The sequence below is a fragment of the Balneolales bacterium ANBcel1 genome (genome assembly GCA_029688905.1).
In the GTDB taxonomy this organism is placed as follows: domain Bacteria; phylum Bacteroidota; class Rhodothermia; order Balneolales; family Natronogracilivirgulaceae; genus SLLW01.
Genome location: JARULB010000002.1, coordinates 482,924 through 500,636, shown reverse-complemented (window position 1 = coordinate 500,636; position 17,713 = coordinate 482,924). Strand labels below are relative to the sequence as shown.

15 protein-coding genes are annotated in these 17,713 nt (G+C 55.7%); 8 read left to right on the top strand and 7 right to left on the bottom strand.

From position 1 onward, the window contains the following. Nucleotides 1-11: 11 nt before the first annotated feature. Both lnt and rsmI read right to left on the bottom strand, forming a co-directional pair. Nucleotides 12-1,553 carry an apolipoprotein N-acyltransferase gene (gene lnt / locus QA596_04260; GenBank protein MDG5766671.1) on the bottom strand — a complete coding sequence of 514 codons (1,542 nt, stop codon included), beginning with the start codon at nucleotides 1,551-1,553 and terminating at the stop codon, nucleotides 12-14. A 3-nt stretch (nucleotides 1,554-1,556) separates the two neighbouring features. Next, nucleotides 1,557-2,246 (bottom strand): 16S rRNA (cytidine(1402)-2'-O)-methyltransferase, encoded by a 690-nt coding sequence (gene rsmI, locus QA596_04255; protein MDG5766670.1) that lies wholly within the window; start codon nucleotides 2,244-2,246, stop codon nucleotides 1,557-1,559. A gap of 148 nt (nucleotides 2,247-2,394) precedes the next feature. Here rsmI and QA596_04250 point away from each other — a divergent pair, with 148 nt between their 5' ends. The 4 genes from QA596_04250 to dnaJ all read left to right on the top strand — a co-directional run bounded on the left by QA596_04250 (nucleotide 2,395) and on the right by dnaJ (nucleotide 6,140). Further along, nucleotides 2,395-2,778: a VOC family protein gene (locus QA596_04250; GenBank protein MDG5766669.1), complete on the top strand. Its 384-nt coding sequence runs from the start codon at nucleotides 2,395-2,397 to the stop codon at nucleotides 2,776-2,778. 75 nt (nucleotides 2,779-2,853) lie between these two features. Further along, nucleotides 2,854-3,927: a heat-inducible transcriptional repressor HrcA gene (gene hrcA / locus QA596_04245; GenBank protein ID MDG5766668.1), complete on the top strand. Its 1,074-nt coding sequence runs from the start codon at nucleotides 2,854-2,856 to the stop codon at nucleotides 3,925-3,927. 315 nt (nucleotides 3,928-4,242) lie between these two features. Then, on the top strand, nucleotides 4,243-4,869 hold the full coding sequence (locus QA596_04240; protein ID MDG5766667.1) for a nucleotide exchange factor GrpE: 627 nt from the start codon (nucleotides 4,243-4,245) through the stop codon (nucleotides 4,867-4,869). 107 nt (nucleotides 4,870-4,976) lie between these two features. Beyond that, the gene (gene dnaJ, locus QA596_04235) at nucleotides 4,977-6,140 is read left to right on the top strand and encodes a molecular chaperone DnaJ (protein ID MDG5766666.1); all 1,164 of its coding nucleotides are present in this window, start codon (nucleotides 4,977-4,979) and stop codon (nucleotides 6,138-6,140) included. A gap of 114 nt (nucleotides 6,141-6,254) precedes the next feature. Here dnaJ and purE read toward each other — a convergent pair whose 3' ends face one another. After that, nucleotides 6,255-6,764, bottom strand: a complete 510-nt coding sequence (purE, locus tag QA596_04230) for a 5-(carboxyamino)imidazole ribonucleotide mutase (GenBank protein MDG5766665.1) — start codon at nucleotides 6,762-6,764, stop codon at nucleotides 6,255-6,257. Nucleotides 6,765-6,873: 109 nt separating this feature from the next. Next, nucleotides 6,874-8,049, bottom strand: a complete 1,176-nt coding sequence (locus tag QA596_04225; protein ID MDG5766664.1) for a 5-(carboxyamino)imidazole ribonucleotide synthase — start codon at nucleotides 8,047-8,049, stop codon at nucleotides 6,874-6,876. Between the two features lie 268 nt (nucleotides 8,050-8,317). Here QA596_04225 and prfA point away from each other — a divergent pair, with 268 nt between their 5' ends. After that, nucleotides 8,318-9,400, top strand: a complete 1,083-nt coding sequence (gene prfA, locus QA596_04220) for a peptide chain release factor 1 (GenBank protein MDG5766663.1) — start codon at nucleotides 8,318-8,320, stop codon at nucleotides 9,398-9,400. Between the two features lie 60 nt (nucleotides 9,401-9,460). Here prfA and QA596_04215 read toward each other — a convergent pair whose 3' ends face one another. From QA596_04215 to QA596_04205, 3 genes are read right to left on the bottom strand one after another with little or no spacing between them, the layout of a single operon-like run. Further along, complete coding sequence (locus tag QA596_04215) at nucleotides 9,461-11,446, bottom strand: ATP-binding protein (protein MDG5766662.1); 1,986 nt, start codon at nucleotides 11,444-11,446, stop codon at nucleotides 9,461-9,463. 59 nt (nucleotides 11,447-11,505) lie between these two features. Beyond that, nucleotides 11,506-11,916 carry an ATP-binding protein gene (locus tag QA596_04210; GenBank protein MDG5766661.1) on the bottom strand — a complete coding sequence of 137 codons (411 nt, stop codon included), beginning with the start codon at nucleotides 11,914-11,916 and terminating at the stop codon, nucleotides 11,506-11,508. A gap of 12 nt (nucleotides 11,917-11,928) precedes the next feature. Continuing rightward, complete coding sequence (locus QA596_04205) at nucleotides 11,929-13,236, bottom strand: Glu/Leu/Phe/Val dehydrogenase (protein ID MDG5766660.1); 1,308 nt, start codon at nucleotides 13,234-13,236, stop codon at nucleotides 11,929-11,931. A 240-nt stretch (nucleotides 13,237-13,476) separates the two neighbouring features. On the opposite strand from QA596_04205, the gene QA596_04200 reads away from it, so the two are divergent. The 3 genes from QA596_04200 to QA596_04190 all read left to right on the top strand — a co-directional run bounded on the left by QA596_04200 (nucleotide 13,477) and on the right by QA596_04190 (nucleotide 17,684). Continuing rightward, entirely contained in the window at nucleotides 13,477-13,980 is a 504-nt protein-coding gene (locus tag QA596_04200; protein MDG5766659.1) for an HNH endonuclease, read from the top strand. A 240-nt stretch (nucleotides 13,981-14,220) separates the two neighbouring features. Continuing rightward, on the top strand, nucleotides 14,221-16,668 hold the full coding sequence (gene thrA / locus QA596_04195) for a bifunctional aspartate kinase/homoserine dehydrogenase I (protein MDG5766658.1): 2,448 nt from the start codon (nucleotides 14,221-14,223) through the stop codon (nucleotides 16,666-16,668). Between the two features lie 41 nt (nucleotides 16,669-16,709). After that, on the top strand, nucleotides 16,710-17,684 hold the full coding sequence (locus QA596_04190; GenBank protein ID MDG5766657.1) for a homoserine kinase: 975 nt from the start codon (nucleotides 16,710-16,712) through the stop codon (nucleotides 17,682-17,684). Nucleotides 17,685-17,713: the final 29 nt, after the last annotated feature.

The following is a 17,713-nucleotide window of genomic DNA, read 5'->3' as shown; positions in this document are numbered from 1 at the left end:
GTGACTGCAAATCAGTTGCGCCGGATGCGGCGAATGGCCACGAGCGCGGCTAAAAAGAGCAGCAGGCCTGGCCGGCCGATCCAGTCGCCATGGCGCACATAGAAGGTCTGATGCTCATACACCGGCACATCGTAGGTGAAGCGGTCGCGGGTCCAGTATTCGGTTTTTACAGCGACATCGCCATTGGCCAGGATCACCCCCGAAAGCCCGTTGTTGGCGCTCCGCAGAACGGTACGGCCCGTTTCCACCGCCCTGAGCCGGGCAAATTCGAAATGCTGGATGTGCCCGCTTGTGTTGCCCCACCATCCATCGTTGGTGATGACCATGAGGAAACCGGCACCGTTGCGGACGAAAGTCCGGGCCCAGTCGGGGTAAACGGAATCGTAGCAGATCAGCGCAGGGACCAGAATGCCGTTCACATCAAACAGATCGGGCGACGTCCCCTTGCCGAACATGGCCGCCTGCGACCAGTCGATCCATCCGAAATAATCCATGCGGCTGAGCGTGTTCACGAAGGGGATGCGCTCGACCATGGGCACCAGTTTCGCTTTTTTGTAGAACTCCATGCTTTGGTCGGGGTAAAAAGCGAGTGCGGAGTTGTAAATATTGAACGGGCGGCCGCCGTACTCCCCGCGGGTGACCGGTGGCGCCTCGCCGTCGGGATAGCGCCTCAGAAACGACGAACCGGCAACAAGAGGGGCGTCCCATTCTCTGACATATCGCTGGATGATGCGGTCGGCCTCGCCGGGATAGTTCTGGCGGATCAGTGCCATAATCGCATTTTCGGGCCAGAATACGGCCTGAGTGGAGGGGGAGACGATCTCGTCGCTGTATTCGAGCAGCTCCTGCAGCGGCTCGATGGGGTTGGGATAACCGGCCAGATGGAGGTAGGAGTCGTAGTTGGGTTGCAGCACGGCCACTTCCACCGTAGCAGAGGGCTGCGGATCATGAACCGCGTACCGGACCAGCGAGCCGGCCGGGGGCAGCAGAAGCACGGCAAGTATGGCGGCCAAAGGGAATTTGCGGTATATCATCCAGGCGGAGAGCACAATCCAGTACGTTATGCCGAGCAGGCCGGTGAAGGCTATGTACTGAACCAGCCAGGGCGCGGTGGCAAAGCTGTTGCCGAGGCTGAGCCATGGCCAGGAGAGATCCCAGCGGAAGTGAAGGAACTCGTAGGTGAGCCAGATGGCAGGTACCGCCAGGGCGGTAAAATAACGGGAGACCGGAGTATGGCGCAGGTGCCAGATCACCATGAGCGGGAGGGTCATGATGGCGCTGTTGGCCAGTATCGCCGCAATACCGCCGGGTACGGTGGCGAACATCAGCCAGTAGGTGGTGATCAGGTTCCAGAGCACAAGGCCGGGGTAAGCGACATAGGCCATCTCCCGTGCCGAGCGGGTCAGGTCGGTCAGTCGGAACAGCCACACAAAACCGGCGATGGCCAGCACGGAAAACGGAAAGGGAAACGGAGAGAGGCTGAGACCGAGCAGGAGTCCGGCTGTGCCGCTTGCCACCCATTTGTGATTCCAGAATACAGAAAGTGCGCTCATGTTCTATTGCTGCTCTTCGTAGTTTTTTCCGGCGAGTACTACCACGAACTCGCCTTTCAGGTGGGGGTGTTCGGATATTCTTCGAGCCACCTCGGGCAACGGGCCGCGGATGATCTCTTCAAACTGCTTGGTCAATTCCCGGCAGACGGCCGCCATGCGCGTTTCCCCGCAGCGGTCGGCCAGTTCATTCATCAGTTTTTCAATACGGTGGACACTTTCGAACAGAATGACGGTGCAGGCCTGATCGGCGATGTCATCCAGCCGTGATGCCCGCCCTTTTTTTGGCGGCAGAAACCCTTCAAACAGAAACCGGTCACCGGGCAAGCCGCTGGCAGAAAGCGCGACCGTAGCGGAGGAGGCCCCGGGAATGGCGCAGACGGTATGGCCGCGGCGGTGTGCCTCGCGTGAGGCCAGAAAGCCGGGGTCGGAGATCCCCGGTGTGCCGGCATCGCTGATCAGTGCGATATCCTGTCCGCTGTCGAGCCGGTCCATGAGCCGGTCCACCTTTTTGTGCTCATTGTGCTGGTGAAACGAGACGGTAGGCGTGGTGATACCGTAATGTTGTAGGAGCTTTGAAGAGGTGCGGGTGTCTTCACAGGCGATCGTATGAACGGATTTCAGCACCTCCGCGGAGCGCAGGGAAAAATCGGCAAGGTTGCCCACCGGTGTTGCCACAAGATAGAGGGTAGCCAAAACGATCGCGGTTATGATGTATTAGCCCGGCCGGGGCCGGAAAGATGCCGTAAGGTATCACCTAAACTGAAATAATAAAAATTCTGTTATATTAGTCCGGCAGCGGGGAGACCCCCGGAAAAGCGCAAAAATGTAAAGAAAATCACCTATGAGCGACATTAAAATCAAAGGATTAAACCATATCACACTGCGTGTGAACAATATTACCAAGGCCGAGGAGTTTTACGGTGGAATACTGGGATTCGAGGTGGAAAAAAAGATGGGTCGGAGCATGACCGTCTACCGGATCGGGGGAGATTCGCTCGTTCTGGTTGAGGCCGAAACCGAGTATCAAGCCACATCCAAAGACTACCGGGTGGATCATTTCGGGTTCTTTGTGGATTCGCCCGAAGAGGTGGACCGTCTGGCCGAGTTCTTCAGTGAGAACGAAGTAACCATTCTGAGCGGCCCGTCAAACCGTAAAAACGGCCGCTTCGTGTTTATTTCGGATCCCGATGGAAACATGATCGAGATCTTTAACGAAGCGGGATAGGAGCGGCGCCGAGAAGCCCTCGGGGCTTTAATTTGAGATGTTATTTTATTATCTTGCCAAGCTGTAAAAGACAAGATGACAGGTGCGGAAATGAATATTGTCGGTTTTCCCGAACTCACAAATCGTGAGCAGGAGGTGCTCAGGTGCATCATCCAGAATTTTATTGTGACGGCCAGTCCTGTCGCATCCCGGACTCTGGTGGAACGCTATCGGCTGAACATCAGCTCCGCGACGGTACGCGGCGCCATGAACAGTCTGGAGAGCAAGGGATTGCTGGATCATCCCCACACCTCGTCGGGTCGTGTGCCGACCGAACACGGATATCGCCATTATGTGAATTCACTCATGCAGGTATCGGTGCTCAGCAAGGAGGAGCGGCAGATTCTCGACACACTTCAGAATTACCTTACCAGTGACATCGACGATGCGGTCCAGTCAGCCGCACGGATTCTGGCGCGTCTCTCCAACCTGCTTGCCGTGGTCGTAACTCCCCGGCTGGGCCAGGGCGTATTTCGCAAGATCGAACTGGTGTCGATCAGTTCCAGCCGGGTACTGGTCGTGCTTACCATCGAAAGCGGCATCGTTAAAACCTTTTCGGTGGAAGTGCAGGCCGAAATGGAATCCGGGGAGCTGGAACGGGTAGCCCGGTTTCTGAACGAGCGTCTGCAGGGTCACAAACTGAATGAAATATCCCGCAAGATCAAGGAGATGCTCTCCGATTATGACGGACGGGATCACTCCGGACTCATCCGCGTGTTCATCGACAGTGCCGATACCATTTTCGACGATCATCAGCTTCGCAAATTCCATTTCGGCGGCGTTGAGTACATGGCGCTCCAGCCCGAATTCAACGACCTGAGCAGTTACAAGGGAATTGTGGAACTGCTTGAGAACGAGGATATGATCATTCACCTGTTTGACGATTACAAAGGTGAAGGCGACAACCGGGAAGTCCAGATCCGCATCGGCCGGGAAAACAAGATACAGCAGGTGGAACAGTGCAGCGTGGTTTCCGCCAATTACCACTACGGAGGGATCAAGGGCACCATTGGGCTGGTCGGCCCTACCCGAATGAACTACAGCCGCATGGTCGCTCTGGTGGAACAGCTGGCCAATCGTTTCAGTGTCTACAGTCCCGGAGGTGGATGACACAATCGGAGATTTGCTTTGCCCCATACCCTTTCTGTGATGTCTCTAATAACAGCCCTATTGCAGCTCGGGATATTCGGCGGGTGCCGTGACCGTTTTCAGTTTTTTGGGATGCACTCTGTGGCAGGATTCAATCCACGGGTACTATCAGGACATCGAACATCGTATTAAACCATTGAAATTGTAAAAAATTGGGAATGGCTTCCCGCCGTACAGGCATCGGGGCAAGCCGTCTCCTCAGGAGAATCAAAACAGTAACGACGGCCGGGCCGTCTTGTGAACAGATATTGAGCAGAAACAGTTATGAATGAGAACATGAAAGATCAGCAATCCAACAGCAACAGCGCCGGTGAGGCCGAAAACGGCGCCGCGAAAGTCCGGGAAGAGAATATGGAGACCAACCGGGAAGCCGGAGATCAAACCCATGCGGAGTCCGCCGATGAGCAGGCCGCCGGATCCGAAACCACCGTTGATGCGGATGCGTTGCAGGCCGAAATGGAACAGCTCAAGAAAGAGCTGGCCTCCTCCAGGGAATCGGTGTTGCGCAAGGCGGCAGAATTTGAGAACCTCAAGCGGCGAACCCAAAAAGAGAAGGCCGTCATGTTTGAGGATGCCCGCGTGGATGCCGTCAGTCGCTTTCTGCCCATCCGGGAAGATCTGAAACGGAGTCTGGAAGCCGCCGAAAGGCAGCAGGTCGATTCCGGTTTTGTCGAAGGGCTCAAAATGATGATGAACAACTTCGACCGGGTACTTGAGCAGTATAATGTAGAACCTATTGAAGAGACAGGCGTTCCGTTTGATGTGGATCGCCACGATGCCATGCTCAGTCAGCCGGCCGGCGACGACTCTGTAGAGACCAACACGGTGCTTCAGGTCATGGAGCCGGGTTACAGAATCGGTGACCGCGTGATCAGGCATGCCAAAGTAATCGTGAGCCAGTAACAGCACGGTTCGCTCAGTTAACACGCCGGCAGCGGCGAATTTCGCCTGGTGCCACATCGCCTTCAGCAGCCGGTAAAACGCCATGAATAGCTAACAAAATCCGCAAGATGTCGAAACGAGATTACTACGAAGTTCTGGGTGTCAGCAAACAGGCCAACGAAACCGAGCTGAAGCGGGCTTATCGCAAGCTCGCCATGAAGTACCACCCCGACCGCAACCCGGACAACCCGGACGCCGAAAAGAAGTTCAAGGATGCCGCCGAGGCATTCGAGGTTTTGAAAGACCCCGAAAAAAGAGCGCGCTACGATCAGTTCGGCCACGCGGGAATGTCAGGTGCCGGTGGATTTGGTGCCGATTTCGAGGACTTCAGTTTCGATGATATCTTCAGCCGCTTCAGTGATATTTTCGGTGGAGATGTCTTTGGCGGAGGAATGGGTGGCTCACAGGGCCGGAGCCGGAGGCGTTCCGGAACCGGACGACCCGGCGATGACATGAAACTGCAGCTCAAACTGACCCTTGAAGAGATCGCATTCGGTACCGAACGTGAATTGAAGGTGAAGAAACATGTCACCTGCGATACGTGCAGCGGAACCGGCGCGGAAACCGAAGACGATTTCATGACCTGCGGAACCTGCAACGGTGTGGGGGAAGTCCGGCAAGTCAGCCGCACCATGTTCGGGCAGTTTGTAAATGTTCAGCCATGCCCCACCTGCCACGGCGAAGGCCGTTCAATACGGAACAAATGCAAGGCATGCAGTGGCGAGGGCCGTATCAAAGGCGAAGAAAACATTAAGGTTCAGATTCCCAGCGGCGTGACCAAGGGCAACTACATCAGCCTGCGCGGACAGGGGCATGCCGGAATTCGCGGCGGTGAGGCCGGTACTCTTATCGTATTGATCGAGGAGAAGGAGCATGAGCATTTCACGCGGGAAGGCGATGATATTTTCTACGAACTCAACCTCAGTATTCCCGATGCCGCGCTGGGGCTTACCACCGAAGTGCCGACGTTAAAGGGAAAAGCCCGGATCAAGATCGAACCCGGCACCCAGCCGGGCAAAATGCTGCGGATGCGTGAAAAAGGGATCAAAGGGCTGAACTCGAGCAAGTTCGGGGATCAGTACGTCCGTGTACATGTGTTCGTACCCGCCAAACTGAGCGAAGAAGAGAAAAAGAAAATGGAGTCGTTCCGAAAATCCCGCAACTTTGACCCTGAACTCCACAAAGATGCACGGAACAATCTCTTCGACCGGGTGAAAGCGGTCTTCAGCTGAACCGCCTTTCTCCGGTGTCTCCGGACGAATGGCACTTTCTGTGCCCGTTTTCTGGAAACCGTACCGGGATCATTTCGGATACGGGCGCCGGTCAGATAGCCACTTTCACCGGTTTTAATCCAGGTTCGAGCTCTTGTTGAGAGACTCTTCCCGCTGTTCGGTGTGAAAAGCCTCCAGCTTTTCGGCCAAGTCTGTGCTGAACACCGAAAGCATGCGCAGCGCCAGGAGTCCGGCGTTCATCGCGTTGTCGATGGCCACCGTTGCAACGGGAACGCCCCGGGGCATCTGGACAATCGACAGGAGGCTGTCCATGCCCTTCAGATGACGAGTCGATACCGGCACACCGATCACCGGCAAAGTGGTGTGAGCCGCAACCATGCCTGGCAGATGGGCCGCGCCGCCGGCTCCGGCAATGATTACTCCGACCCCGTTATCACGGGCTTCCCCGGCATATTGCGCCATATATTCGGGTGTGCGGTGCGCCGAAACCACCGCTTTCTCGTACGGGACGCCGAAGCGCTCGCAGATTTCCGCTGCCGCTTTCATAACCGGCCAGTCGGAGTCACTGCCCATAATCACGGCTACCCTGGGTAATTTGGTTGTATCCGGTGTTGATGAGTTCATAGGACTGATGTGCAAGATCGTTGTATTTCCAAGGCCCCCGCGAAATTGCCGGAACGCGTATCGGAAAAATGCGGTAAACAGTGTCGGCCGGATAAATCCGTGCCGGTTATCAGATTTCCACCGTACCGGCCAGTCTTCCCGCCGTTTGAATGGTGGTTTCGTGGTCGTCTCCAAGCACGGTAATATGGCCCATTTTGCGGCCCTTCCGGCTTTGTTCCTTGCCGTAAATATGCAGATGGGCATCTTTCTCCATCCATACGCCCTCGGCGCCATCCACACGGGCCGGACGGTCGTGGCTGCCCAGCAGGTTTTCCATGACCGCTACAGGCCTGCGCATATCGGGAGCACCCAGCGGCAGTCCGAGCACCGCCCTGATATGATTCTCAAATTGTGACGTAATGCACCCTTCAATGGTATAATGCCCCGAATTGTGGGGGCGGGGCGCCGATTCGTTCAAAAGCAGCTCGCCGTCGGTAGTCAGAAAAAATTCAAAGGCGAAGAGTCCGGTGCCGTCAATGGCTTCGGTAGCGGCGAGCGCCATTTCACATGCCCGGGTCGCCGTGGCACTGCCAATGGCCGCAGGCGCGATCACGGTTTTACAAATGTGGTTTTTCTGGATGGTTTCGCAGCAGGGATAGACCACCGATCCGGTGTGGTTGCGGGCAACCTGGACCGCCAGCTCTTTTTCAAACGAAATAAACGCTTCGGCGATAAGTTCCCGGCCCTTGTCACCGCCCAGTGACCGGAATGCCTTCAGATGTTCCGTCTCTGCCGAGACGGTGATGTTCCCGTAGCCGTCGTAGCCGCCTTTGGAGGACTTCAGCACGAAAGGATGGCCATGCGTGTCGGCGAAGGCCTGCATATCGGCCGGCTCGTTAATTATGGAACAGGGAGTTACGGGGATGCCCGCCCTGCGGAACGTCTCCTTTTCCAGCCACTTTGACTCCAGCTGCATGAAGGACTCCGGAGAGGGGTAGATGGGGGTGCCGGATGCTGCACGGACACGGTGCAGAAGCGCTCCGTCCAGAAACTCGTTCTCAAGCGTCACCACATCACACGATTCGGCAAAGCGTATGAGCGCCAGTTCCTCGTCGAACCGGCCGGGATGGCGGATCGGTGTCATCCACTCCAACGGTTCCCGCTGCGGATCCTCCGGACCCTGCGCAGCACCGGAGTAAACAGCCGACCTCAGCCCCATTCTGAAAGCGGCGGCAGCCGACATCCGTGCCAGCTGGCCTGCGCCCAGAAATCCGACAATCGTGTTTGCCTCAAGCGAATTATTCATGATCGGTACAGAATAAAGCGGATATTATCCCTATTTTACAAGATTAACGGATCCGGTTCAGCGGGTATATCGGCCATCCACCCGGATGGGACGGGTTACGCGGAAGCCGCCGTGTCGTCGCTGCCGGGCCCTGGTTTTTTTTGCCGGTCACGCCGGAAGGCCCGGGTCTACGTATCTGTTCAGACGCCATAAAAATAACGTAAATCAGGTAGAAAATCCGGAAGGATTTTTCGTTACCGTCTCAGAAATTTCGAAACGCAACAACTGCATGGATATCGACAGCAAACTTGCCCAATTAAAATCCCGCTATGAAGAGCTTGGGGTGGCCCTGAGTGACCCCTCCATTTACGAGCAGCCCCGGAAGCTGGCGGAGGTGACCAAAGAGCACAGCGACCTCAAGCCCTATGTGGAGGCCTATGAGGAGTGGAAGGAATTGCGGGATCAGGTGAGCGGGAACCGGGAAGTTATTGAGCAGAATGAGGACCCCGAGCTTACGGAGATGGCCCGGGAGGAACTGGAGGAGCTTACCGAACGGATGAGGAAGCTGGAAGATGGCATTCGGCTGTCGTTGATTCCGAAAGACCCTGAAGATTCAAAAAACGCCATTGTGGAAATCCGTGCCGGTACCGGCGGTGACGAGGCGGCCATTTTCGCCGGTAATCTGTTTGACATGTACCGGCGCTACGCCGATGAGCGAAAGTGGAAGCTGGAGCTCATGGACCTGCACGAGTCCGAGAAGGGAGGATTCAAGGATGTGGTATTCAAACTGGAAGGGACCGATGTCTTTGCGGAGATGAAATACGAAAGTGGCGTACACCGTGTGCAGCGTGTGCCTGAGACCGAATCTCAGGGGCGGGTTCATACCTCCGCGGCCACCGTGGCGGTTTTGCCCGAGGCCGAGGAAGTGGATATCACCATCAATCCGTCTGATCTGGAGTTTGAGGCTTATCGGGCCAGCGGCGCGGGAGGACAGCATGTTAACACGACCGATTCGGCGGTCAGGATCCGCCATGTGCCTTCGGGTGTCGTGGTAACCTGCCAGCAGGAACGGTCCCAGCACAAGAACCGTGACAAGGCCCTGGCCATGCTGCGAGCCAAACTGTATGAGCAGGAAATCGAGAAGAAGCACGCCGAACGGGCGGCGGAACGCAAGAACCAGGTATCCACCGGCGACCGCAGCGCCAAAATCCGGACCTACAATTTTCCGCAGGGGAGACTGACCGACCATCGCATCGGCCTTACGCTGTACAACCTGGATGCGGTGATGAAGGGGGATCTTTCGGAGGTGATTGAGGCTCTGCGCGTCCAGGATAATCTGGCCAGAATGGAAGAGGTGTCCGGACAAAAATGACCCTGCTCCCGGCGACGAAACGGCTGCGTCTATTCGTACGCGCCGCAAAATGGAACCGGACTAATTGGCGGCAGGAAAACAGAGTGTGAAAACCGAGCCTTTGTCTTTTTCGCTCTCTACCTCGATGAATCCGCCCATCAGGTGCATCATCTTCCGGGCGATGGTCAGTCCCAGGCCGACGCCTTCGTACTTGCGTGCCATCCCCCGGCTCTCCTGTTTGAATTCATCAAATACATGAGGGATGAAATCGGTATCAATACCGATACCGGTATCCTTGACCAACACAAGAACGTAGTTCCCGTTTTCACGCGAAGCTGTATCGAGTTCAATGGTTACCGAACCTTCTTCAGTGAATTTGATGGCGTTTCCGACGACTTTGCGAAGAACCTGTCCGGCCATGTGATGGTCCCCCATGACTCGAATATCACGGTCTTCATCCGGGTAGCCGATGGTGAGGTCCTTGTCACGCGCCTCATTCTGCATCATCCCCACCGTCTCTCGTATTTCCGCGGCAAGATCGATTTCGTGGAACTGCAACCCGCCGGGCTTCGATTCCAGAAGTGATATATCCAGGAGATCGTTGATGGTTTGAAGCAGCCTCTTTCCTCCATCCGTGATGTATGTCAGGAACTTGAGTTGTTCTTCATCGTCCAGTTCTTCTATCAGCAGCGAAGAGAAGCCGATGATGCTGTTCAGCGGGGTGCGTACCTCGTGGCTGAGATTCGATAGAAAGTTGTTTTTCAGGGTATTCATCTCATTTGCCCTGTTCCTTTCGGCGATGATATTCTCCTCATAGCGCTGCCGTTCGATCTCCGCAGCCGCCCGGTTGGCAAATATTTGCAGCACAGAGGATTGCATATTCATCATTTCAAGCTCGCCCATGTTAAGGGCCGCGATCACGCCGACGGTGCGGCCGTCGCCCGATATCAGAGGGAGTGCGGCAAACCCGTCAATTTTCAGGTCCGTAATGAGGGTGTCGTCAGGAAATCGGGAGCCGGCGTTATTCTGGCAAACTACGGATTCATTGCGGGAAAGCACCAGTTCGGTAAAAGATCCGGAAAGCGGGAATCGGGCCGGTTTCGGAGAATCGGGTATGCGCGATCCCATTGCCGCAATGGTACAGAATTCCGGATGATCCTGATCGACAATTCCCAAAAAACAGAAATCGACCTGCAGGGTTTCGGTAATCTGGCCGGTCAGCCGCTGAAAGTAGGCATCCCCGATTTCACCGGATACCGCTTCGGCGATATTGAGGATGATGCTCTCCGACCGTTTCCGGCGGGTGACATCACGCAACACAACCAGGTAACCGTCCGGAACATCCGACTGAATCCGATTTTCCAGTTTTGACAGCCGGACCTGCTGAAAGGTTTTTCTCCCCCGGATATCCAGCCGGCACTCAAACTCGACCTCTTCATAGTCGCGGACCCTGGCAAGATTCCACTCCTCCGGAGCCTGCCCATCGTCCGGGTTCTGAAAGGGGAGAAGCTCGTCAACGGTCATTTTTCCGGTATCCTGGAACCGCACTTGCAGCAGCTTGCAGGCCGAGTCGTTCATGTAGAGGATGTTCCTCTGCTTGTCGGTCACCACAATGGCATCGGAGATACTTTGCAGTACCGAGCCCAGAAGATGTGAGCTCGAGGAGAGCTGTCGAAGCAGCTTGTGGCGTTGCAGCGCAAGCTCGATGGCATTGTACAGCTCTTTGGGGTTGAACGGCTTGATGAGATAGCCATAGGGCATGCTCTTGCTGGCGCGTTCAAAAGTAGAGCTGTCGGTATGGGATGTGACAAAAATTACCGGAATTTTGTAGTTTTTGTCGATCCATTTCGCCAGAATAACCCCGTCGTTGCCCCCGTACAGGGCAATGTCCATGAGCACCAGGTCCGGTACTTCCCGGGCCAGCGACGTTCGGGTCTCTTCGGCGTCGATAGTGATATCGGTAACGCCGTAGCCGAGCTTTTCCAGCCGGATTTTAAGATTTTGAGCAATGATGAGCTCGTCTTCGACGATCAGTATCCTTGCTCTTGCGTCCGTTTCCTTTGCCATGTCGGTTCAGCGTACAATTCAGTTATAATCGGGAAAGTTACGCATTAATCGGCTAAACTCTATTTGCTGTTACGGTTGAAGGTCAGTTCAACGCATCGGCCGTTTTCCGTGTAGGTGACTTTGTCGGCCAGCTCCCGCATCAGCAACACCCCTCTTCCACTCGATTTAAGCAGATTCTCCTTGCTTCTGGGATCCGGTATGCGGTTGGGGTCAAAGCCCTTTCCCTGATCGCGGACCGTAAGCCGCAGCCGGGCGGCATCAACGGATGCGGTAATTTCAACAGGCAGTGATCGCTGCTGCCGGTTTCCATGGAGGATGGCGTTGGTAACGGCTTCGGTAAGCGCCAGCATGATACGGTGTTCGGCATCGCTGTCGCAGCCAACAACGGGGGTGAGCTGCTCCACAAAAGCGGTAACCCTGTCGATTTCTTCAAGGTCGGAAAGCAGCGTCAGTGAAAAGTTTTGGCCCATCTGCGAATATGGTTAGGCATATATGCCCCGGATGCGGAGCGTTTCGGAAACTTTTTTAATAGCATAGACATAGGCGGCCTGGCGCAGGGTGATACCGTATTCGTGCCGAACATCCATCAGGGTGTTAAAGGCGTCCGTCATCATGCGATTGAGGCGCTCGTTAACCCGCTCTTCCGACCAGAAATAGCCGTGCCGGTCCTGCACCCACTCAAAATAGGAGACGGTCACACCGCCTGCATTGGCCAGAATGTCGGGAATCACCAGAATCCCGTTCTTCTCAAGGATGTTGTCGGCGTTTGCGGTAACGGGACCGTTGGCTCCTTCGACAATGGCCTTGCATTTGATCCTGGAGGCATTGCGTTTGTTGATCTGATCCTGCAGAGCCGCTGGAATGAGAACATCACATTCCAGCTCCAGAAGCTCCTCGTTGCTGATATTTTCCGCCTTGTCGAAGCCTCTGAGCGTACCGCCGTTATTGCGGATGTAGTTCAGCGCTTCTTCAACAGGGATACCGTCCGGCTTGTAATACCCGCCTGAGACATCACTTATGCCGACGATGCGCGCTCCCTGTTCACTGAGCAGCCGCGCCGTCACGGAACCGACATTGCCGAAACCCTGAATCACAACACGGCATTTATCGACCAGAATGCCCAATTCCTTTAGGGCGGCCAGCGTGACAGTCATTACACCCCGGCCGGTGGCTTCCTTCCTGCCTCTCGATCCGCCCAGTATCACCGGTTTGCCGGTAACGACGGCGGTTTCGGTGCGTCTGGCATGCATGCTGTAGGTATCCATGATCCAGGCCATCACCTGTTCATTGGTATTCATGTCGGGAGCCGGGATGTCGCGGTCCGGGCCGATCACCTCGATCAGTTCGGCCGTATAGCGCCGGGTGATCTGCTCCAGTTCACGCATGGAGAGTTCTTTCGGATTGCAGCGAATCGCCCCCTTGGCTCCGCCGAACGGGACATTCACCACCGCGCATTTCCAGGTCATCCAGGCTGCCAGGGCTTTAACTTCATCGATGGTGACGGTAGGGGTAAACCGCAGGCCTCCTTTGGATGGCCCCAGGACATTGTCATGTATGACACGGTACCCCTCAAACACCCTGATTTGTCCGTTATCCATGATGATGGGGATGGAGACGGTCACCGCCTTTACGGGATTGGACAAATACTGGAACATACCCTCCTCGAGCTCCAGAATTCGGGCGGCAAAGCGAAAACGCTCCATCATCGATTCAAACGGGCTTTCCCGGTCAAGTGCCGGTCCCGGTTCCTTGTAATATGGCGAACTGGAGATCTTTTCCTGGGAGGTCATGGGTGTACCGTTTTTGTGTTTATAGGATTAACACCGGTTCGAGGTGGAAATATACCAAGCGAATGCGAAAGAGAAAGCCTGTCAAATGTGCATTTGTATCAACAAATGTTCATTTGCATCAAATAGTACGCTTTTCGATATTATTTCGAAACCTTGAAAAAAATGAACAGGAAACATGGTGACGGCTTTGATATGCCCGTTTTCTGAAGGCCTGATCGCTACGGGATGGAATGACTTGTTATGCTACTCAACGGAAATGTACTGGTCCTCAACCAGGATTATCAGCCCCTAAGTGTTTGCAATGTAAAGAAGTCCATGGTTTTGCTGCTGCTTGAAAAAGCGGAGCTCCTTCACGACTATCCCAGGAAAAAGATTCGCACGATCCGCATGGAATACGATTATCCGTCGGTCATACGCCTCCGCAGTTACGCCCGTATTCCCTTCAAAAACATCGTCCTTTCGCGTAAAAATATTTTGAAACGCGACAACAACCATTGCCTGTACTGTCATTCAACGGAGAAGCTGACCATCGATCATGTCGTACCGCGGAGCCGCGGCGGAACCGACACCTGGGAAAACCTGGTAACCGCCTGTACCAGCTGCAACCACAAAAAAGGTAACCGGACTCCCAGGGAAGCCGGCATGAAGCTGCTTGCCAAACCGTTTCGGCCCAACCATATCATCTATCTGAGGGCCTTTTACGGCAATGTGCACGAGACCTGGAAACCCTATCTCTATTTTTGATCGGTACGATGGCGGGAGGGCGCAGGGCAATGTCTTAATTGATGCGAATTTTCCTCCATTTATTTGTAACTTCCCCACTTGTGCCATCTCTCCTGCAGCAACAGGGTTGGTACTGAGGATCCCTGTAGAAATCAGATTGTTTTGCTGAATTACGCCGGACTGCTGTACCACCCGGCGCGATGTTGGAGGTATTCAGACGTACACCTTTTTTATCCGCAAGAATCATAACATTATTTACTGATGAAAGTTTTCAAGTTTGGCGGGTCTTCTGTGGGAACACCCGAACGCATCCGGGATATCGCCTCCCGGTTTCCGGAAGCGGTCGAAAAAGAACATTGCCAGGCCGTCATTTTTTCAGCGTTTCAGGGAGTCACCGATCAGCTGATCGCCATGGCCGAACTGGCCGGGCGCGGCGACGACTCCTACACCGCCGAGCTCGGCAGGCTGGAAGCGCGTCATATTGATACCATTCGCAAGCTGCTCACCGCATCCGAGCAGAGCCAGGCGATTGCCGGTGTCAAGTTCATGCTCAACGACCTGGAAGACATCCTGCAAGGGGTCTATCTGATCCGGGAACTGACCCCAAGAAGCATGGACTTCATCACCAGCTTCGGGGAGCGCCTTTCGAATTATATTATCCAGCTCGCTTTCCAGCGCGAAGGGATCGACTGCGACTATCTGGATGCGCGCAAGGTGATTGTCACCGACGATCAGTTCGGTCATGCCGAAGTGGATATGGACAAGACTCTTGCCAACATTCGCACCCATTATGCTTCCCGCAAGAAACTCCAGGTGGTAACCGGTTTTATTGCCGCCGATCCCCGCGGGATCACCACCACCCTTGGCCGGGGCGGATCCGACTACACCGCCTCGCTGTTCGCGGCGGCACTGGATGCCGACGAACTGCAAATATGGACCGATGTGGACGGCGTGCTTACCGCCGATCCCAAGACCGTGCGTGAAGCGTTTTCGATGGATGTGCTCTCCTACGAGGAGGCGATGGAGCTTTCCCATTTCGGTGCCAAAGTCATCCACCCCCCGACGATTGAACCCGCCATGCGGCGCGATATCCCCATCCGCATCAAGAACACGCTCAACCCCGCATTTCCCGGTACCGTGGTCGGAAGGCACGACACCAGCCGCGACCACATCATCAAAGGCATTTCATCGATCGACAATGTGGCGCTGATCCGGATTCAGGGCAGCGGACTGGTCGGGATGGCCGGTATCGCCCAGCGAATTTTCGGCGCCCTGGCCGCGGGTAAAATCAACATCATCCTGATTACCCAGGCCTCCTCGGAGCACTCGGTCTGCCTGGCGGTGATGCCGCAGCACGCGGAAAAAGCGCGTCAATTGCTCTACAAGGAGCTGGAGCATGAGCTGGCGGTTCGCAGGGTGGCCGATGTTGTTATTGAGGAAGACCTCAGTATCATCGCCGTTGTGGGAGAGAACATGCGGCAAACCCCCGGAATAGCGGGAATGGTGTTTCAGGCGCTCGGCCGCAGCCGCATCAATATCTCGGCAATCGCGCAGGGGTCGTCGGAGCTTAACATCTCGGCGGTTATCCGCAGGTCGGAAAAGCGCAAAGCCCTGCGCGTCATCCACGATGCCTTCTTCTATGGAGCGCGGAAGACCGCCCACATCTACGTGATCGGAACGGGCCTGATCGGCAAGCGGCTCATCAACGATATCTTCGAGCGGTATGACGACTTCCTCAACAAACGCTATCTGGATCTGCGGATCAACGGTATCATCAACTCGCGTAAAATGCTGCTCACCGAAGACGGCATCTTTACCGACGACTGGCAGAAGGCGCTGGATGCGTCGCCGGATGAAACCGATATCGCGGCACTGTTAAAGCATGTCGCCAGGCATCAGTCACCCAATACCATTATTGTGGACGCGACCGCGAGCGAATCCATCCCGCAGTGGTATGAACGATTTCTGGTACAGGGCATCGCGGTAGTCACACCCAACAAAAAAGCCAACACCGATTCCTGCGAGATCTTCCAAAGGTTGTCGGACATGGCCCGCGACAGCGAGACCCGCTATCTGTACGAGACCAATGTCGGTGCCGGCCTTCCGTTCGTCCAGTCGCTGACCGACCGCGTTTCTACCGGCGATATTGTAACGCGCATTGAAGGGGTGTTTTCCGGAACGCTCAGCTACCTGTTCAACAACTTCGACGGCTCCCGGCCATTCAGCGAGCTGGTGCGTGTGGCCAGGGAAAACGGTTATACCGAACCCGATCCGCGCGATGACCTGAACGGCATGGACGCGGCCCGTAAACTGCTGATCCTTGCCCGGATTACCGGCAAGGAGGTTTCGCTGGATGATATCTCCGTGGAAAACCTGGTGCCCGAGGATCTGCGCGGCGAAATGACGCCTGAAGAGTTTCTGGAGGGGCTGAAAGCGTATGACGCGCAGTTTGAAGCGCTGCTGGAGAAGGCCCGCAGGCAGGGCAGGCACCTGAGGTATCTGGCTACCATGGACGATGACCACCTGAAGGTCGCGCTGACACCCGTCAGTGACGAACACCCGACCAGCGGCCTGCAGGGATCCGAGAATATGGTGACCATTACCACCATGGCCTATTCCGACAGCCCGCTGGTGATCAGAGGTCCGGGAGCAGGGCCCGAGGTGACCGCCAACGGTATTCTCTGTGATATTTTGAAAGTAATCAAGTAACCTTGTTGAAGAAACCGGTCCGTTGCGACCGGTTCTGTGTTATGAGTGAAGTGAAAACAAAACGAATTCGCGTGTTCGCACCGGCTACCGTGGCTAATGTGGCCTGTGGCTTTGACTCCCTCGGGTTTGCCATCAACCAGCCCGGCGATATCGTGGAAGCGGAGTTGAGCGACACCCCGGGAGTGCGCATCCTGGATGTGACCGGCGACGGCGGACGGCTGCCGCGTGAGGCGGAAAAGAACACGGCCGGGGTCGCGGTTATCGCGATGCTGGAGCACCTCGGTTCGCGCCAGGGGGTGGATATCGTATTGCACAAACGCATGCCGCTGGGAAGCGGACTCGGTTCCAGCGCCGCCAGTTCCGTGGCCGCCCTTTTTGCAGTGAATATGCTGCTGGAGGAGCCACTGGACCGTGCCGGACTGCTGCCGTTTGCCATCAAGTCCGAGGAGCTGGCCTGCGGATCACCGCATGCCGACAACGTCGCGCCCGGCCTGCTGGGCGGATTTGTACTCATCCGCAGTTACAGTCCGCTGGATGTGATACCCGTCGATTTCCCGGAGAATCTGTATTGCACGATTTTGCATCCGCATATCGAGCTTCGAACCGAGGACTCGCGCCGCATCCTCCGGAAGCATATCAAACTCCAGGATGCCGTAATCCAGTGGAGTAACCTGGCCGGCCTGATCGCCGGACTCTCGAAGGCCGACTTCCCGCTCATCAGCCGGTCGCTGAACGATATTATTTTCGAACCGGTGCGATCGCTGCTGATCCCCGGCTTTGACAAGGTGAAAGCTTCGGCACTGGATTCCGGCGCGCTGGGATGCAGTATATCGGGTTCCGGCCCTTCCGTTTTTGCACTGAGCACCTCCGCGGAACAGGCCAGGGAGGTCGGGCTGGCGATGAAACAGGCCTTCTCCGAACTTCAGCTCGAAAGTGATATTTACGTTTCGCCGGTGAATCGAAGCGGCCCTATTGTACTGGCTCCGGAAGAAGAGCCCGTGGCGCCGGAGTTTTAACGGAGGGATGGAGACGCGCAGTCCGCTTT

Bases quoted from the DNA above. Each gene is read 5' to 3' on its own strand.
- purE (MDG5766665.1), bottom strand. From the start codon at position 6,764: ATGAACTCATCAACACCGGATACAACCAAATTACCCAGGGTAGCCGTG.
- dnaJ (MDG5766666.1), top strand. From the start codon at position 4,977: ATGTCGAAACGAGATTACTACGAAGTTCTGGGTGTCAGCAAACAGGCC.
- QA596_04190 (MDG5766657.1), top strand. From the start codon at position 16,710: ATGAGTGAAGTGAAAACAAAACGAATTCGCGTGTTCGCACCGGCTACC.
- QA596_04240 (MDG5766667.1), top strand. From the start codon at position 4,243: ATGAAAGATCAGCAATCCAACAGCAACAGCGCCGGTGAGGCCGAAAAC.
- QA596_04200 (MDG5766659.1), top strand. From the start codon at position 13,477: ATGCTACTCAACGGAAATGTACTGGTCCTCAACCAGGATTATCAGCCC.
- QA596_04210 (MDG5766661.1), bottom strand. From the start codon at position 11,916: ATGGGCCAAAACTTTTCACTGACGCTGCTTTCCGACCTTGAAGAAATC.
- QA596_04205 (MDG5766660.1), bottom strand. From the start codon at position 13,236: ATGACCTCCCAGGAAAAGATCTCCAGTTCGCCATATTACAAGGAACCG.
- prfA (MDG5766663.1), top strand. From the start codon at position 8,318: ATGGATATCGACAGCAAACTTGCCCAATTAAAATCCCGCTATGAAGAG.
- lnt (MDG5766671.1), bottom strand. From the start codon at position 1,553: ATGAGCGCACTTTCTGTATTCTGGAATCACAAATGGGTGGCAAGCGGC.
- QA596_04225 (MDG5766664.1), bottom strand. From the start codon at position 8,049: ATGAATAATTCGCTTGAGGCAAACACGATTGTCGGATTTCTGGGCGCA.
- thrA (MDG5766658.1), top strand. From the start codon at position 14,221: ATGAAAGTTTTCAAGTTTGGCGGGTCTTCTGTGGGAACACCCGAACGC.
- QA596_04215 (MDG5766662.1), bottom strand. From the start codon at position 11,446: ATGGCAAAGGAAACGGACGCAAGAGCAAGGATACTGATCGTCGAAGAC.
- QA596_04250 (MDG5766669.1), top strand. From the start codon at position 2,395: ATGAGCGACATTAAAATCAAAGGATTAAACCATATCACACTGCGTGTG.
- hrcA (MDG5766668.1), top strand. From the start codon at position 2,854: ATGACAGGTGCGGAAATGAATATTGTCGGTTTTCCCGAACTCACAAAT.